General features: G+C 70.5%; 18 protein-coding genes. 6 read left to right on the top strand and 12 right to left on the bottom strand.

The window, feature by feature from the left end; all coding sequences use genetic code 11:
* Positions 1-55: 55 nt before the first annotated feature.
* Positions 56-1,360 (bottom strand): mechanosensitive ion channel family protein, encoded by a 1,305-nt coding sequence (locus G545_RS14105; RefSeq protein ID WP_081677794.1) that lies wholly within the window; start codon positions 1,358-1,360, stop codon positions 56-58.
* Positions 1,361-1,450: 90 nt separating this feature from the next.
* Here G545_RS14105 and G545_RS0108015 point away from each other — a divergent pair, with 90 nt between their 5' ends.
* Positions 1,451-2,188 (top strand): pteridine reductase, encoded by a 738-nt coding sequence (locus G545_RS0108015; RefSeq protein WP_197050178.1) that lies wholly within the window; start codon positions 1,451-1,453, stop codon positions 2,186-2,188.
* 23 nt (positions 2,189-2,211) lie between these two features.
* Here G545_RS0108015 and G545_RS0108010 read toward each other — a convergent pair whose 3' ends face one another.
* From G545_RS0108010 to tsaD, 3 genes are read right to left on the bottom strand one after another with little or no spacing between them, the layout of a single operon-like run.
* Positions 2,212-2,673, bottom strand: a complete 462-nt coding sequence (locus G545_RS0108010; RefSeq protein ID WP_027069922.1) for a 2-amino-4-hydroxy-6-hydroxymethyldihydropteridine diphosphokinase — start codon at positions 2,671-2,673, stop codon at positions 2,212-2,214.
* Complete coding sequence (folB, locus tag G545_RS0108005) at positions 2,670-3,029, bottom strand: dihydroneopterin aldolase (RefSeq protein ID WP_027069921.1); 360 nt, start codon at positions 3,027-3,029, stop codon at positions 2,670-2,672. The genes G545_RS0108010 and folB overlap by 4 nt, the downstream gene beginning before the upstream one ends.
* A 53-nt stretch (positions 3,030-3,082) precedes the next feature.
* Positions 3,083-4,105, bottom strand: a complete 1,023-nt coding sequence (tsaD, locus tag G545_RS0108000) for a tRNA (adenosine(37)-N6)-threonylcarbamoyltransferase complex transferase subunit TsaD (RefSeq protein WP_027069920.1) — start codon at positions 4,103-4,105, stop codon at positions 3,083-3,085.
* Positions 4,106-4,283: 178 nt separating this feature from the next.
* On the opposite strand from tsaD, the gene rpsU reads away from it, so the two are divergent.
* The 4 genes from rpsU (at position 4,284) to dnaG (ending at position 7,876) form a co-directional block, all read left to right on the top strand.
* Positions 4,284-4,499: a 30S ribosomal protein S21 gene (rpsU, locus tag G545_RS0107995; RefSeq protein ID WP_027069919.1), complete on the top strand. Its 216-nt coding sequence runs from the start codon at positions 4,284-4,286 to the stop codon at positions 4,497-4,499.
* 127 nt (positions 4,500-4,626) lie between these two features.
* On the top strand, positions 4,627-5,073 hold the full coding sequence (locus G545_RS0107990; RefSeq protein WP_027069918.1) for a GatB/YqeY domain-containing protein: 447 nt from the start codon (positions 4,627-4,629) through the stop codon (positions 5,071-5,073).
* A gap of 71 nt (positions 5,074-5,144) precedes the next feature.
* Positions 5,145-6,092, top strand: coding sequence for a YihY/virulence factor BrkB family protein (locus G545_RS14100; protein ID WP_081677793.1), 948 nt, complete (start codon positions 5,145-5,147; stop codon positions 6,090-6,092).
* 59 nt (positions 6,093-6,151) lie between these two features.
* Entirely contained in the window at positions 6,152-7,876 is a 1,725-nt protein-coding gene (gene dnaG, locus G545_RS0107980; RefSeq protein WP_027069917.1) for a DNA primase, read from the top strand.
* Between the two features lie 14 nt (positions 7,877-7,890).
* Here dnaG and cyoE read toward each other — a convergent pair whose 3' ends face one another.
* The 4 genes from cyoE to G545_RS0107960 are packed head-to-tail and all read right to left on the bottom strand — an operon-like array spanning position 7,891 to position 11,341.
* Positions 7,891-8,817, bottom strand: coding sequence for a heme o synthase (gene cyoE, locus G545_RS14095; RefSeq protein ID WP_036135990.1), 927 nt, complete (start codon positions 8,815-8,817; stop codon positions 7,891-7,893).
* The gene (locus tag G545_RS0107970) at positions 8,817-10,001 is read right to left on the bottom strand and encodes a COX15/CtaA family protein (RefSeq protein WP_081677792.1); all 1,185 of its coding nucleotides are present in this window, start codon (positions 9,999-10,001) and stop codon (positions 8,817-8,819) included. The genes cyoE and G545_RS0107970 overlap by 1 nt, the downstream gene beginning before the upstream one ends.
* A gap of 12 nt (positions 10,002-10,013) precedes the next feature.
* Positions 10,014-10,610 (bottom strand): hypothetical protein, encoded by a 597-nt coding sequence (locus G545_RS0107965; protein ID WP_027069915.1) that lies wholly within the window; start codon positions 10,608-10,610, stop codon positions 10,014-10,016.
* Positions 10,607-11,341, bottom strand: a complete 735-nt coding sequence (locus tag G545_RS0107960) for an SURF1 family protein (protein ID WP_027069914.1) — start codon at positions 11,339-11,341, stop codon at positions 10,607-10,609. Before G545_RS0107960 ends, G545_RS0107965 begins: the two co-directional genes overlap by 4 nt.
* A 90-nt stretch (positions 11,342-11,431) precedes the next feature.
* Here G545_RS0107960 and G545_RS0107955 point away from each other — a divergent pair, with 90 nt between their 5' ends.
* A complete protein-coding gene (locus G545_RS0107955; protein WP_036135993.1) occupies positions 11,432-11,638 on the top strand; it encodes a twin transmembrane helix small protein in 207 nt (68 codons plus the stop codon).
* Positions 11,639-11,695: 57 nt separating this feature from the next.
* On the opposite strand, the gene G545_RS0107950 is transcribed toward G545_RS0107955, so the two are convergent.
* The 4 genes from G545_RS0107950 to ctaD all read right to left on the bottom strand — a co-directional run bounded on the left by G545_RS0107950 (position 11,696) and on the right by ctaD (position 14,957).
* Positions 11,696-12,574 (bottom strand): cytochrome c oxidase subunit 3, encoded by an 879-nt coding sequence (locus tag G545_RS0107950; RefSeq protein ID WP_027069912.1) that lies wholly within the window; start codon positions 12,572-12,574, stop codon positions 11,696-11,698.
* 20 nt (positions 12,575-12,594) lie between these two features.
* The gene (locus tag G545_RS0107945; protein ID WP_027069911.1) at positions 12,595-13,116 is read right to left on the bottom strand and encodes a cytochrome c oxidase assembly protein; all 522 of its coding nucleotides are present in this window, start codon (positions 13,114-13,116) and stop codon (positions 12,595-12,597) included.
* A 64-nt stretch (positions 13,117-13,180) separates the two neighbouring features.
* On the bottom strand, positions 13,181-13,321 hold the full coding sequence (locus G545_RS15780) for a hypothetical protein (RefSeq protein ID WP_169449571.1): 141 nt from the start codon (positions 13,319-13,321) through the stop codon (positions 13,181-13,183).
* A gap of 19 nt (positions 13,322-13,340) precedes the next feature.
* Complete coding sequence (gene ctaD, locus G545_RS0107935; RefSeq protein WP_027069910.1) at positions 13,341-14,957, bottom strand: cytochrome c oxidase subunit I; 1,617 nt, start codon at positions 14,955-14,957, stop codon at positions 13,341-13,343.
* Positions 14,958-14,981: the final 24 nt, after the last annotated feature.

The following is a 14,981-nucleotide window of genomic DNA, read 5'->3' as shown; positions in this document are numbered from 1 at the left end:
CTCAGCTTGGATGGCCCCAATGTGCCGCCGCCGCGGGCGCCGATCTTGCGCCCGGTCAAGTCCTCGGCAGGGGTTCAGTTCCCTGCTGCGGCGCATGGCCCGCCCCGTCCTCGATCCTGCGCCGCGGCCCCTCGAAGGCCTGGGCCAGGTCGGCGCCGCCGGGCGCCTGGTACAGCCGCAGGCCGAACTCCGGCAGCATCGCGATCAGGTGGTCGAAGATGTCCGACTGGGTGTTCTCGTAGTCGACCCAGGCCACGCTGGCGGTGAAGCAGTACAGCTCGATGGGCAGGCCGGTCGGGCCCGGCGCCAGCTGGCGGACCATCAGGGTCATGCCCTGGTGGATGCCGGGATGGGCCCGCAGGTACTGCTCGACATAGGCGCGGAAGGTACCGATGTTGGTGACCCGGCGCGTGTTGACCGGGTCCTTGCCGGCGGCCAGCAGGTCGCGGTTCCAGTCCTCCAGCTCCTGGCGCTTGGCATCCAGGTAGGCGTCGATCAGGGCGATGCGGCACAGGCGGTCGCGCTCTTCGTCGGACAGGAAGCGCACCGAGGACTGGTCGATCAGCAGCGCGCGCTTGATGCGGCGTCCGCCCGACTCCTGCATCCCGCGCCAGTTCTTGAAGCTCTCGCTGATCAGCTTGTAGGTGGGGATGGTGGTGATGGTCTTGTCCCAGTTCTGGACCTTGACCGTGTTCAACGCCATGTCGATGACGTCGCCGTCGGCGTTCTGCGAGGGCATCTCGATCCAGTCGCCGACCCGCATCATGTCGTTGCTGCTCAGCTGCACGCTGGCCACCAGCGACAGGATCGAGTCCTTGAACACCAGCATCAGCACCGCGCTCATCGCACCAAAGCCCGACAGCAGCAGCAGCGGCGAGCGCTCGATCAGCGCCGCGACCATCAGCACGGCGGCCAGCACGAAGATGATGATCTTCAGCACCTGCAGGTAGCCCTTGATCGGCCGCTCCCTGGCCTTGGGGCTGCGCGCCACGTACAGGTCGTTGACCGCGTCGAGCAGGTTGCTGATCGACAACGCGATGGTCAGTGCCACGTAGGCCAGCGCGACGTTGCCGATCACCGCCACCGCGGCGGGATGCAGGCCCGGCACCGCACCGATGCCGCCGGCGATGACCAGCGCCGGCACCGCGTGCGCCAGGCGCGAGAGCACGCCCCGGCCGAGCAGGGCGTCGTCCCACTTGAAGCTCGAGGCGGCGACCACGCGCTCGGCGATGCGCAACAGCACGCGGCGGACGATGAAGTTGGCGATCCACGCCAGCAGGAACAGCGCGGCGAGGGAGAGCAGGGTCACCGCGTACGGATAGTCGGCGAGCCAGTTCTGTGCTTGGTCGAAGTACGGCATCCGGCCAGTCTACCGGCCCTGCCCGCGACGATCATGCCCGCCCCTGCGGTATAGGGACCCGGGCCCCGCATCTGTGACAACATTCCGCGCATGCAACAAGAACGTCCGGTCGCCCTGATCACCGGCGCCGCCCGCCGCATCGGCGCGGAGACGGCCCGGCTGCTCCACGCCCGAGGCCATGACCTCGCCCTGCACTACCGCAGCTCCGGCGACGCCATGCAGGCGCTGCAGGCCGAGCTGGAGGCCGAGCGCCCCGGCAGCGTCCTCGCGCTACAGGCGGAGCTTTCGGACCTGGACCGGCTGCCCGGGCTGGTGGACGCCACCATCGAGCGCTTCGGGCGCCTGGACGCGCTGGTCAACAACGCCAGCAGCTACTTCGCGACGCCGGTGGGCACCGCCACGCCGGCGCAGTGGGACACGCTGTTCGCGAGCAACGCGCAGGCGCCGTTCTTCCTGTCGCAGGCTGCGGCGCCGCACCTGGCCGCGGCGCGGGGCTCGATCGTGAACATCGTCGACATCTACGCCGAACGCCCGCTGCCGGCCCACACGATCTACTGCATGGCCAAGGCCGCGCTGGTGATGATGACCCGCTCGCTCGCGCTGGAGCTGGGACCCGAGGTCCGCGTCAATGCGGTCGCGCCGGGGAACGTGCTGTGGTCGGACAACCCGGTGAAAGCGGAGACGCTGGCGACCGTCGAGGCGCGCACCGCGCTGCGCCGGCAGGGTTCGCCGCGCGACATCGCCGAGGCGGTGCTGACCTGCCTGCAAAGCGGCTACATGACCGGGCACGTGCTCACCATCGACGGCGGGCGGCGGCTGCACATCTAGGCGCGGGCCGCGCGGAGGACCGGCTAGCCGAGGGCCGCGTCCAGCTCCGCCCGGCCGCGGCCGCTGACCACCTGCCGCACCAGCGTGCGCACCAGTTCCGGCGCCAGCTTTTCGGGCGCGAGGTGCAGCAACGCGCCGTCGGCGCCGAAACCCGCCACCAGGTCGATGTCGATCTCCACGTCGTGCGCAGCGGCACCCGCGGCTTCGCGACGCCGCCCGAGGCGCCGCTCGATGTCGCGCGCGAGCGCGGTGAACCCACCGGTCGCCCCGGGCCACTCCAGCAGCAATGCCTGGTTGCGGTAGAGGGACGCATCACCAGGCAGGTAGCTCGGCGCCTCGACCTCCTCCGACGCGGCGACGATCGGCGCGGCCCGCTCCAGTTCCGAGCGTGCCTGCTGCAGGCGGCGCCGGGCGTCCGCGTTGCTTCCCAGGACCACGACCAGGCGCACGGCGGCCCCGGCTGCAGGAACCCGCTCGCCCGTCATGCGCGGCTGCGGGTGATCTCGACCCCGGCATTGCGGGCGTTGGGAATCGCGCGCGGCTTGCGCACGCGTACGGTCACCGCGGTGACCTTCGGCCCGAAGCGCTCCAGGATCATTGCCGCCGCTTCCTCGGCGAGGGTCTCGATCAGCTGGTACCGCGACTTCTCCGCCAGCTCGCCGATGGCCTCGGCGACCGCGGCGTAGTCGACCGTCTCGTCCACCGCGTCGCTGCGCGCCGGCACGCTGGCGTCGACCGCCATGCCGACATCCACCACCAGCGGCTGGGCGGCGGTGCGCTCCAATTCGTGGACGCCGATGATCGCCTCGATGTCGAGGCCCTCGATGAAGACGCGGTCCATGCGGACACCCGGTGTGGAGGGAAGGAGGACTTTACCTGCTTCCACCCTGCGGCCTACGCGGCGGGCAGGGTCTCCATGTCCCAGCGCGGGGTGACCCGGACTTCCGGACCCTCGTGCTGGCCGGCCTGCAGCCGCAGCGCCCCGGCGAACGCGATCATCGCCCCGTTGTCGGTGCAGAACGCCGGCCGCGGGAACGCCACCCGGCCGCCGCGGCGCCGGGCCATCTCCCCGAGCTTCGCTCGCAGGCGTTCGTTGGCGCCAACGCCGCCCGCAACCACGAGGGTGTCGCACCCCGCCTCGTCGAGCGCGCGCTCGCACTTGATCGCCAGGGTGTCGACCACCGCCTCCTCGAAGCCACGGGCGATGTCCGCCCGGGCCTGGTCGGACCGGTCGCTCTCCTGCCAGGCCGTGAGCACCTGGGTCTTCAGGCCGCTGAAGCTGAAATCCAGCCCCGGCCGGTTGGTCATGGGCCGCGGGAACCGGTAGGCGCCCTCGCGCCCCTGCGGCGCCAGCGCCGCCAGCCTCGGGCCGCCGGGGTACGGCAGGCCCATCAGCTTGGCGGTCTTGTCGAAGGCCTCGCCCGCCGCGTCGTCCAGCGTCTCCCCCAGCAGCCGGTAGCGGCCGATGCCCTCGACGTGTACCAGCTGGGTGTGCCCGCCGGAGACCAGCAACGCCACGAAGGGTGGCTCCGGCCGCCCGGCCGGGTCGTCCTCCAGCAGGGGCGCCAACAGGTGGCCCTCCATGTGATGGACGGCGACCGCGGGAACATCCAGCGCCCACGCCAGCGCGCGCGCCGTGCCGGCACCCACCAGCAGCGCCCCCACCAATCCGGGTCCGGCGGTGTACGCGACCCCGTCCAGGTCCGCCACCTGCAGCCCCGCGTCGCCCAGCACCTCATGCACCAGGGGCAGCAGCTTGCGCACGTGGTCGCGGCTGGCCAGCTCCGGCACCACCCCGCCGTACTCGGCGTGCATCGCCACCTGGCTGTACAGCGCGTGCGCCAGCAGCCCCGCGCCGGTGTCGTACACCGCCACGCCGGTTTCATCGCAGGAGGTCTCGATGCCAAGGACTTTCATGGTCGCTACATGGGGGCGGGATGCGGAAAGCCTACTCCCAAGCGACCGCCGCGGGCCGGTGCACGTGGTGGCCGCGCCGCGGACAGGCAGAAGCCGCTTGCAGCAGCCAAACCCCCGTGGCTATAATGCGCGGCTCGCCCGTGGACCGGGCTGCCACCCGAACCGAGATACCCTACGTATGCCCAGCGTCAAAGTCCGCGAAAACGAGCCTTTCGAGTTTGCCCTCCGTCGCTTCAAGCGCACCTGCGAGAAGGCCGGCGTCCTCGCCGAAACCCGCAAGCGCGAGTACTACGAGAAGCCGACCCAGGAGCGCAAGCGCAAGGCCGCGGCCGCGGTGAAGCGCCAGGCCCGTCGCACCTCGCGCGACGTGACCAAGCGCCAGCGCCTGTACTGAGCGCGGCCCTGCGCTGACCGGCGCCCGCCGGTCACGCTAACCTGTGCATCGAGCCGGCTGCGCCCACGCGCTGCCGGCTTTTTGCGTTGTCCCTGTTGCGTTCTCCCACCTTCCAGGAGCACCCCGCATGTCCCTCAAGGACCAGCTGACCACCGACATGAAGGCCGCCATGAAGGGCGGTGACAAGCAGAGCCTGGGCGTGATCCGCCTGGTCAACGCGGCGATCAAGCAGCGCGAGGTGGACGAACGGATCGAACTGGACGACGCCCAGGTGGTGGCGGTGCTCGACAAGATGGTCAAGCAGCGCCGCGACTCGGTGGCCCAGTACGAGGCCGCCGGCCGCGAGGACCTGGCCCAGGTCGAGCGCGACGAGATCACCGTGATCGAGCGCTACCTGCCGGCGAAGATGGACGAAGCCTCGATCGCCGCGGAGATCGAGGCCGCGGTCGCCGAAACCGGCGCCGCCGCCCCGGCCGACATGGGCAAGCTGATGGGCGTCCTGAAGCCCAGGCTCGCCGGCAAGGCCGACATGGGCCTGGTGTCGAAGCTGGTCAAGCAGCGCCTGGGCTCCTGATCCGCGCGGACACGCCACGCTAACCGCGCTTCCCGGATCGTTGCCCCACGCAGCGACGCAGACGGGAATGCATGAGCAGCGAGCAAGGACCTGACAATCCGGAACCGCCACCGCCCGCCGGCCTGAAGGCGTGGGCGGCGCGCTTCCAGCACAGCTGGGCGGGCGTGCTGGTCCGCCGCTTCCTCGACCACGACATCCTGGCGCTCGCCGCCGCCCTGTCCTTCTACACCACCCTGTCGCTGGCGCCGCTGGTGGTGCTGGTGCTGTGGGTGACCACGGCGCTCTACCCGGCGGCGCAGGAGGAGTTCTTCCGCCAGGTCGGGCTGCTGGTCGGCCCGCAGGTCGAGGCGACCACGCGGCTGATCGTCAACAACGCCGAGGAGCAGCCGGGCGTGGGCTCGTTCGCCGCCGCGGTGGGTACCGGAGCCCTGCTGTTCAGCGCCTCGGTGGTGTTCGCGCAGCTGCAGACGGCGCTGAACCGGGTGTTCCACTCCGGCGCCGAGCAACTCGGCGGGCTGTGGGCGTGGCTGCGCAAGCGCCTGCTGTCGCTGGGGATCGTGCTGGGGATCGGTTTCCTGCTGGTGGTCTCGATGGCGGTGCAGGCCGCGCTCGCCTTGGTGACCCAGTGGCTGCCGGACCTGCTGCCGGTGGTGGTCGCGGCCTTCTCCTTCCTGCTCTACACGGTCGTGTTCGCGGCCATGTACCGGCTGCTCCCGGACTGTCCGGTCAGCCGCCAGCGCGCGCTCCTCGGCGGTGCGCTCACCGCCGGCATGTTCATGCTGGGGCGCTGGCTGATCGGCCTGTACCTGGGCCAGGCCAGCCTGGGCAGCGCCTACGGCCCGGCGGGCGGGCTGATGGTGATGCTGGTATGGCTGTACTACTGCGCCGTGATCTTCCTGGTCGGGGCACTGATCACCGCGCTGCTGGAGGAACGCGCCGAGAGCCAGGCCTCCGACGCGGGGGACGGCGCCGGGTCCCCGCAGGTGCACCAGGCAACGCCAGGGGCGGACGCCGGCTGAGCCGGGCCCGCCGCATGGCATGCTAGGCGGTCCCGCTTCCCACGGCGCCCGTACGCGACATGGCCCGCATCCCCGACGCCTTCATCGACGACCTGCTGGCGCGCACCGACATCGTCGAGCTGATCGCCAGCCGGGTGCCGTTGAAGAAGCAGGGCCGGGAATACTCGGCGCGCTGCCCGTTCCACGACGAGCGCTCGCCCAGCTTCACCGTCTCGCCGACCAAGCAGTTCTACCACTGCTTCGGCTGCGGTGCGCATGGCACCGCGATCAGCTTCCTGATGAACTACGACCGGCTCGAGTTCCTCGACGCGATCGAGGAGCTTGCCCGACGGGCGGGCATGGAAGTCCCGCGCGAGGCGGGCCGCCGCCAGTCCAACCCCGACGGACAGGCGCTGTACGACATCCTCGGCGAGGCGGCCGGCTTCTTCCGCCGCCAGCTGCCGGGCAGTGACAAGGCGCGCGCGTACCTGCGCCGCCGCGGCCTGGACGAGGCCACCTGCGAGCGCTTCCAGATCGGCTACGCGCCGGACAGCTTCGATGCCCTGCGCAACGCGCTGGGCACCGACGAGCCGCGCATGAAGCTGCTCGAGCGCGCCGGACTGCTGTCGCGCAGCGAGTCCGGACGGGTCTACGACAAGTTCCGCGACCGCCTGCAGTTCCCGATCCACGACCGGCGCGGGCGGCCGATCGCCTTCGGCGGCCGGGTGCTGGAGGCCGACGCCGCGCCCAAGTACCTCAACTCCCCCGAGACCGAGCTGTTCCACAAGGGACGCGAGCTGTACGGGCTGTGGCAGGTGCGGCAGGCCAACGCGAAGATCCCGCGGCTGGTGGTGGTCGAGGGCTACATGGACGTGGTGATGCTGTTCCAGCACGGCATCGAGACCGCCGTGGCCACCCTCGGCACGGCAACCACCGGCGAGCACGCCGAGCTGCTGTTCCGCAACGCGCCGGACGTGTACTTCTGCTTCGACGGCGATCGCGCCGGGCGGGCGGCCGCCTGGAAGGCACTGGAGTCGGTGCTGCCGCGCATGCGCGACGGCCGGCAGGCGCTGTTCCTGTTCCTGCCCGAGGGCGAGGATCCCGACAGCATCGTCCGCAGCGAGGGCGCCGCGGGCTTCGAGGCACGACTGAAGGCGGCCACGCCGCTGTCGGATTTCCTGTTCGACACGCTCTCGGCCGAGGTCGACCTGGGGACCCTGGAGGGGCGCGGCCGGCTGGCCGGGCGCGTGCGGCCGCTGCTGGAGCAGATCCCCGACGGCGCCTTCGCCGACCTGATGAAGCAGCGGCTGGCCACGCTCACCGGCCTGGACGCGGCCGGGCCGGCCCAGCGTCCGGCGACGCCGCAGCCGCGCCGCAACACCGCCGCCCCGCGGCGCAGCCTGGTGCGCAGCGCGATCGTGCTGTTGTTGCAACAGCCCTCACTGGCCCTGGAGCTGGAGCCGCCGTTCCGCTTTGCCGTCCTGCAACAGCCGGGGATCGACCTGCTGGTGGACCTGCTGGGGCTGGTCTACGAGCGGCCGGACATCCGCACCGGGGCCCTGATCGAGCACTTTGCCGGCCAGGAGGTCCACGGCTCGCTGCAGGCCCTGGCGACGATCGACCTGCCGGGCGACCCCGCTGCCTGGCGTACCGAGTTCCTCGACGCTATCCAGCGCCTGGACCAGATGACCATCCACCAGCGCCTGGACGAACTGCAGGCGGCGATCCGCGCCGGCGGCATGTCGGCGCTCGACGACGCGCAGAAGGCCGAGCTGCGGGAACTCCAGGGCAAGCTGCCGCGCTAGCCGGGCGTGGCCGGTCAGGCGGGCGCGAACTCCATCACCGCCATCGCGCCGGGCTGCAGCACCGGCAACAGCCAGTGGTCGACCAGCAGGAATGCGAACAGCGCCATCAGGTACACGATCGAGTAGTTGAAGACCTTCATCGCGTACAGCTCGTCGGGCGGGTCCATCAGCTTCCAGGCGTGGGCCAGGAACACCAGCCCCAGGACCAGCGCGCCGCCGAGGTAGAACAGGCCGCTCATCCCGGTCACCCACGGCAGCACGCTCACCACCACCAGCAGCACCGTGTAGAACAGGATCTGCCAGCGCGTGTACTCCACGCCGTGGGTGACCGGCAGCATCGGCACCATCGCACGGGCGTAGTCCTGGCGGCGGAAGATCGCCAGCGCCCAGAAGTGCGGCGGGGTCCACACGAAGATGATCAGCACCAGCAGCAGCGCGTGCGGGTCCAGCGTGCCGGTCACCGCCACCCAGCCCAGCGCGGGCGGCGCCGCGCCGGCGATGCCGCCGATCACGATGTTCTGCGGCGTCGCCCGCTTCAGGTACACCGTGTAGACGATGGCGTAGCCAATCAGCGAGGCGAACGTCAGCAGCGCGGCCAGCACGTTGGTGAACACCAGCAGCACCAGCATGGACAGCGCGGCGAGCGCGAGGGCGAACAGCACCGCCTGGCGCGCGGTCACCCGGCCCGACACGATCGGACGCCACGAGGTGCGCGCCATCTTGGCGTCGATGCGGGCGTCCAGGATCTGGTTGATGGCCGCCGCCGAGGACGCCGCCAGCCAGATGCCCAGGAACCCCATCACCGACTCGCGCAGCGGGGGCAGCCCCGGCACCGCCAGGAACATGCCGATGGCGGCGGTGAACACGATCAGCGCCACCACGCGGGGCTTGGTCAGGTCCCAGTACTGGCGGAACACGGTCCCGGCGGTCGCGGTGGCCATCACGCCTCCGGCGCGCGCAGGCGCGCGAGCAGCGAGACCAGCACCGCCAGCAACAGCACCGCGCCGGCGTTGTGCGCCACCGCGTTGCCCAGCGGCAGCCCGAGCTTGACGTTGGCGATGCCCAGCCCGAACTGCACCAGCACCAGGATCGCCAGCACGCTGGCCCAGCCGCGGATGCCCGGCGTGCGCAACATTCGCAGCGCCAGCCACAGCAGGTAGGAGGCGACCACGACCGCACCGATGCGGTGCGCCATCTGGATCGCGATGCGGGCCTCGCCGTCGAGCACCCCGCCCTCGTAGTCGACCCCGATCCCGCGCCAGAGCACGAAACCCTCGCGGAAGTCGGTCGGCGGCCACCACTGGCCAACGCAGGTCGGGAAGTCCAGTCCGCAGGACAGCGCGGCGTAGTTGGCGCTGGTCCAGCCGCCCAGCGCGATCTGCACGCCGAGCAGCACGACGCCGACGGCCACCAGCCGGTGCAGCTGGCGTGCCTGCGCCAGGCGGATCGGCAGGTTGGTCGCCCGCCACGCCATCCACAGCAGCAGCGAAAAGGTCAGCAGCCCGCCCAGCAGGTGCGCCATGACCACGATCGGCTTGAGCAGCCAGGTCACGGTCCACATGCCCAGCAGGGCCTGGAAGATGATCACCGCCAGGGTCAGCGCGCCGACCCGGGACAGGTCGCGGTTGTCCCAGCGCACCGCGGCGGCCAGCAGGACCAGCTCGCCGGCCACCGCCAGCGCCGAGGCGGCCACGTACATCCCTTGCATGTACAGCGGGATCGCGATGGCGACCAGCGCCGAGGCGGCGACCACCTGCAGCATCCCCTTGTCGCGCCTGCGTGCGGCCAGCAGCGCCAGCGCCAGCGTAAGCACGCCGAGCAGGCCGGCGATGATGCGGTGCACCTGCTCGCGCCAGGCCTTGTGGACCTCGACCGGGCGGATCGAGGCGGCGGCGTGCCCGTCGCCGTGCTCCACCGCCGTGGGCCAGGTGGCCTTGCCGTAGCAGGTCGGCCAGTCCGGGCAGCTGAGCCCGGCGTCGGACAGGCGCACGAAGGCGCCGAACACGATCACGCCCAGCGCCAGCCCCACGGCCAGCCACGCCAGCCGGTGGAAGTGGCGCCAGGGGCGCACGGAACCGGGGCGCGCCGGGGTGGCCGGGCCGCGCCCGGGTCGGAGATCACTCATGCACCACGCTCATCACACCAGTCGGACCAGCTTCCCCACGTCCCTGCGCAGGCCGGACGGATCGAACCCCGGAGCGTAGCGCAGAACCAGGAACCCATTGGGATCGATCACGTAGACCGGGGTGCCGTCGGGGGTGTCGACACCCGGGAGTGCGGCCCGCAGCGCGGCATCCGGGCGGATCCGGACGAAGGTGTCCGGCAGGGTCGTGCCGGCCGGCGGCATGCACGCCTCCTCGCCGCAGGCCCACAGCACGTGGACGCGGCCGGCATTTCGGCCGAACAGGCGCCAGACCTTGTCCAGGTCCGCGACCAGGTCCACGCACGCCTGCGCGCAGTTCGCGGGCGCCACCACCAGGATGCGCCAGGTGCGGGTCTCCGGCGCCCAGGCATAGGTGCTTCCGTCGACCGGCTCCAGCGTGATCGCCCGCAGGTCGCGGGCCGGGTCGTACATCTCCCCGTGCACGCCGGTGGCCCCGGGGATGCGGTCGGCGCGGGCAATCCACATTGCAATCAGGATCGGCAGCACGAAGACGGCGATGACCGCGACCAGGGCCAGGCGGTTGCGGTTGCGTGCACGCGTGTCCAGCGGCGGTGGAGGGGGGGTGCTCATTTCGGGTTCCTCCGGGTACGCCGCAGCGCGCGCACCGTCAGCAGCACGGCGATGACCAGGACGGTCGCCGCCAGCCCGTACCACTGCAGCGCGTAGCCACGGTGGCGGTCGGGCGTAAGCGTGTTGGGGAGCAGGTCGAGGTCGCGCTCGTAGCCGAGCGGCAGCGACGGATCCAGGCGCAGCACCCGCGACGCGACCGGATGCGAGACCTCACGTTCCAGTGCGTCCAGGTCCAGGCGCATCGCCAGCAGCGCCTCCCCGCGCGACGCCAGCGCCTCTCCCAGCGCAAGCCCCGCGGACGGCGGCGCCGCCAGCAACCCCCCGAGTTCGAACTCGCCCTCCGGGCGGTCCACCCGCGGCAGGCTGCGGTCGCCGGGCATCGCCAGCCAGCCGAGTTCGACCAGGATCCACTCCGGCGCCCCGGAATCGAACAGCCGGTAGGCGCGCACGCCGGGACGGCCCTCGCGCAGCTGGTTGTCGAGCAGGATGGCCGGCGCGTCCACGAAACGACCGCTGCCCGCCGCCCAGTCCAGCCGGTCGGCACGCAAGGGATCGGCGGCGAGCGCGAGCGGCCGCGGTTCGCGCGCCTCCAGCACCTCGCCGGCGGCCTGCAGCAGGCGTTCCTTCTGCACCGCGCGCCCGGCCTGCCAGTTGCCCAGCATGGCCATCACCGCCGCCAGCACCAGCGCGAGCGCCCATCCCGCCAGCCATCCGGCGCTCCGTTTCGCCATGCCCCGACTCACCACGCCGCCACCCGCGCTTGCCATAATCCCCCGACGCCGCCGCTGCCACCGCAGCCAGCCGGCCCCTGGAGAACATTGATGAAGACCCTGTTGATCGTCGCCGTCCTGCTGCTGATCCTGTGGAACCTGGGCGCGGGCCTGTACTACATGATGGTGGACAAGGGCGGCAGCAAGCGCACGGTCAACGCACTCACCCGCCGCATCGCCATTTCGGTCGCGCTGATCATCGGCGTGATCATCGCCGCCTCGATGGGCTGGCTGGAGTTCCACGGCGTCGGCGCCTGAGCCGGCGCCGCGTGCGGGCGACGGCATGGCCCGGCGGCGCGCGCCGCCGGCGGTGGGTCAGAGCACGTAGACGAACAGGAACAGGATCAGCCAGACCACGTCCACGAAGTGCCAGTACCAGGCGACCGCCTCGAAGCCGAAGTGGTCGTCGGCGCTGAAGTGGCCCCTCCAGCTGCGCAGCCAGATGACCGCCAGCATGATCGTGCCCAGGGTGACGTGCAGGCCGTGGAACCCGGTGAGCATGTAGAACGTCGAGCCGTAGATGCCCGAGCGCATGGTCAGATTGAGGTCGGAGTACGCGTGCATGTACTCCTCGGCCTGGAAGAACAGGAACACGCAGCCCAACAACACCGTGGCGCCCAGCCACACCAGCAGCCCGCGGCGGTTGGCCGCCTTCAGCGCGTGGTGGGCCAGGGTGATCGTCACGCCCGAGGTGAGCAGGATCAGGGTGTTGACCAGCGGCAGGCCCCAGGCCGGGATGGTCTGGTAGGTGCCGCCCACCGCGCCCGGGCCGTTGCTCGGCCAGGCGGAGGTGAACGCATCCCACAGCAGCGCGTTGGTCATGGCGCCGTCGCCGGCGCCGCCCAGCCACGGCAGCGCGAACTGGCGGGCGTAGAACAGCGCGCCGAAGAACGCGCCGAAGAACATCACTTCCGAGAAGATGAACCAGATCATCCCCATCCGGAAGGAGCCGTCGACCTGGTCGTTGTAGCGGCCGCGCACCGACTCGCGGATGACGTCGCCGAACCAGCCGAACAGCACGCCCACCATCAGCGCCAGGCCGAACAGGCACACGACCATGCCCCAGGGGGCGTCGTTGAGCCACGCACCGGCGCCGACGGCGGCGGTGAACAGCGCGATGGAGCCGAAGAACGGCCAGCGGCTGCTCGGTGGCACGTAGTAGTGGTTGGCGTCCGGCAAATGGGTGGTGGCCATGGCGACTTCCTGGGTTGGGCTCACTGCGCCGCGAGCTGCTGCTGCTCGGTAAGCGCGTCGTTCTTGAAGAAGGTATAGGACAGCGTGAGGGTCTTCACGTTGGCCGGCAGCGCCGGGTCGACGATGAAGCGCACCGGCATGTCGCGCCCCTCGCCGGCGTGCAGCGTCTGGGCGGTGAAGCAGAAGCACTCGGTCTTGCTGAAGTAGCCCGACGCGCGCGCCGGCGCGACCGAGGGCACCGCGCTGCCGACGATGGTGCGGTCGCTGTCGTTGTGCGCGTAGTACATCGTTTCGTACTGCTCGCCCGGGCGCACGCGCATCGACGCCTCGGTCGGGCGGAACTGCCAGGGCAGCTTCGAGTTCACGCCGCCGTCGAACTCCACGGTGACCCAGCGGTCCTCGTCCACGGCGGCGGCGCTGGCGGTCGCGGCGGTGTTGTCGACGCGGATGCCGAGCACCTTCTCGCAGGCGATCCGGTACAGCGGCACCAGCGAGAAGGTGAAGCCGAAGGCCAGGGCCGCGGCCACGAGCATCTTTGCCAGTCCGGCGGTGCGGCGCGGCTGCGGCTGCCCGCCCCCGCCCCGTGGCTCCTGCTGGCGCGCCCCGTCAGCCACGGCCCAGTACCCCGCTCAGGATGAAGGCGACATAGATCGCACCCGCCACCAGCGCCAGCCACAGCGCGGTCCGCCGCGCCGCCTTGCGGCGGGCGGGGACGTCGTTCTCGCGCGGGTTCCTGGACGGTTCCATTCGTATGGCGGGCTGGCGGTCAGTGGGTCACGTCGCCGTGGGCGAGGTCGGCGTCGCGGATGACCGGCGGGGTGGTGAAGGTGTGGTGCGGCGCCGGGCTCGGCACGGTCCACTCCAGGCCGCGCGCGCCTTCCCAGGCGCGTGCCGGGGCAACGGCACCGGTCTTCTTCGAACGCAGCAGGATGAAGGCCATCAGGAACGGCGTGATGAACATGCCGAAGGCCCCGATCGAGCTGACCAGGTTCCAGTCCGCGAACACCACGTTGTAGTCCGGGATGCGGCGCGGCATGCCGGCCAGGCCCAGGAAGTGCTGCGGGAAGAACAGCAGGTTGACGAACACGATCGTCCACCAGAAATGGAACTTGCCCCAGGCCTCGTTGTACATGCGGCCCGTCCACTTCGGCCACCAGTAGTAGATCGCGGCGATGATCGCGAACAGCGCGCCGGTCACCAGCACGTAGTGGAAGTGGGCGACCACGAAGTAGGTGTCGTGGTACTGGAAGTCGGCCGGGACGATCGCCAGCATCAGGCCCGAGAAGCCACCGATGGTGAACAGCAGCACGAAGGCGATGGCCCACAGCATCGGCGTCTCGAAGGTCAGCGAGCCGCGCCACATGGTGGTGATCCAGTTGAAGATCTTCACTCCCGTCGGGATCGAGATCAGCATCGTGGCGTACATGAAGTAGATCTCGCCGCCCAGGGGCATGCCGGCGGTGAACATGTGGTGCGCCCACACGATGAAGCTCAGGAAGGCGATCGCCGCGGTCGCGTACACCATCGCCTGGTAGCCGAACAGCGGCTTGCGGCTGAAGGTCGGGATGATCTCGCTGACGATGCCGAACGCCGGCAGGATCATGATGTAGACCTCGGGGTGCCCGAAGAACCAGAAGATGTGCTGGTACATCACCGGGTCACCGCCGCCGGCGGCGTTGAAGAAGCTGGTGGCGAAGAACTTGTCGGTCAGCAGCATGGTGACCGCGCCCGCCAGCACCGGCATCACCGCGATCAGCAGGAACGCGGTGATCAGCCAGGTCCAGGCGAAGATCGGCATCTTCAGCAGGTCCATGCCCGGCGCGCGCATGTTGAGCACGGTGGCGATCACGTTGATCGCGCCCATGATCGAGCTGATGCCCATCATGTGGATGGCGAAGATGCTGAAGGCCACGTTCGCGCCGCCCTGCAGCGACAGCGGCGGGTACATGGTCCAGCCCGACGCCGGCGCCCCGCCCGGCAGGAACAGGGTCATCAGCAGCATCGCGAAGGCGAACGGCAGGATCCAGAACGACCAGTTGTTCATGCGCGGCAGCGCCATGTCCGGCGCGCCGATCTGCAGCGGGATCATCCAGTTTGCCAGGCCGACGAAGGCCGGCATGATCGCGCCGAAGATCATCACCAGCGCGTGCATGGTGGTCATCTGGTTGAAGAAGTGCGGGCTGACCGCCTGCAGGCCCGGGATCGCCAGCTCGGTGCGGATCACCACCGAGAACGCCGCGCCGATGATCGCCATCAGGAACGCGAACCCCAGGTACAGGGTGCCGATGTCCTTGTGGTTGGTGGAGAAGAACCAGCGCTCGATGAAGCCCTGCTCGTGGCCGTGGGCGTCGTGGTGGTCAGCGACGGGGGTCGTGGCAGCCATTGCCTACCTCTGCGTTCGTGTTCT

Origin of the sequence: Lysobacter defluvii IMMIB APB-9 = DSM 18482, assembly GCF_000423325.1 — a bacterium.
Taxonomy (GTDB): domain Bacteria; phylum Pseudomonadota; class Gammaproteobacteria; order Xanthomonadales; family Xanthomonadaceae; genus Novilysobacter; species Novilysobacter defluvii.
This window is presented reverse-complemented; position numbering and strand designations above follow the sequence as displayed.

Coding starts and splice junctions, on each gene's coding strand:
- G545_RS0107965 (WP_027069915.1), bottom strand. CDS start 10,610: ATGAGCACCCCCCCTCCACCGCCGCTGGACACGCGTGCACGCAACCGC.
- G545_RS0107950 (WP_027069912.1), bottom strand. CDS start 12,574: ATGGCCACCACCCATTTGCCGGACGCCAACCACTACTACGTGCCACCG.
- cyoE (WP_036135990.1), bottom strand. CDS start 8,817: ATGGCCACCGCGACCGCCGGGACCGTGTTCCGCCAGTACTGGGACCTG.
- G545_RS0107990 (WP_027069918.1), top strand. CDS start 4,627: ATGTCCCTCAAGGACCAGCTGACCACCGACATGAAGGCCGCCATGAAG.
- G545_RS15780 (WP_169449571.1), bottom strand. CDS start 13,321: ATGGAACCGTCCAGGAACCCGCGCGAGAACGACGTCCCCGCCCGCCGC.
- dnaG (WP_027069917.1), top strand. CDS start 6,152: ATGGCCCGCATCCCCGACGCCTTCATCGACGACCTGCTGGCGCGCACC.
- G545_RS0107970 (WP_081677792.1), bottom strand. CDS start 10,001: ATGAGTGATCTCCGACCCGGGCGCGGCCCGGCCACCCCGGCGCGCCCC.
- G545_RS0108015 (WP_197050178.1), top strand. CDS start 1,451: ATGCAACAAGAACGTCCGGTCGCCCTGATCACCGGCGCCGCCCGCCGC.
- G545_RS14100 (WP_081677793.1), top strand. CDS start 5,145: ATGAGCAGCGAGCAAGGACCTGACAATCCGGAACCGCCACCGCCCGCC.
- G545_RS0107955 (WP_036135993.1), top strand. CDS start 11,432: ATGAAGACCCTGTTGATCGTCGCCGTCCTGCTGCTGATCCTGTGGAAC.
- tsaD (WP_027069920.1), bottom strand. CDS start 4,105: ATGAAAGTCCTTGGCATCGAGACCTCCTGCGATGAAACCGGCGTGGCG.
- G545_RS0108010 (WP_027069922.1), bottom strand. CDS start 2,673: ATGACGGGCGAGCGGGTTCCTGCAGCCGGGGCCGCCGTGCGCCTGGTC.
- G545_RS0107960 (WP_027069914.1), bottom strand. CDS start 11,341: ATGGCGAAACGGAGCGCCGGATGGCTGGCGGGATGGGCGCTCGCGCTG.
- rpsU (WP_027069919.1), top strand. CDS start 4,284: ATGCCCAGCGTCAAAGTCCGCGAAAACGAGCCTTTCGAGTTTGCCCTC.
- G545_RS14105 (WP_081677794.1), bottom strand. CDS start 1,360: ATGCCGTACTTCGACCAAGCACAGAACTGGCTCGCCGACTATCCGTAC.
- ctaD (WP_027069910.1), bottom strand. CDS start 14,957: ATGGCTGCCACGACCCCCGTCGCTGACCACCACGACGCCCACGGCCAC.
- folB (WP_027069921.1), bottom strand. CDS start 3,029: ATGGACCGCGTCTTCATCGAGGGCCTCGACATCGAGGCGATCATCGGC.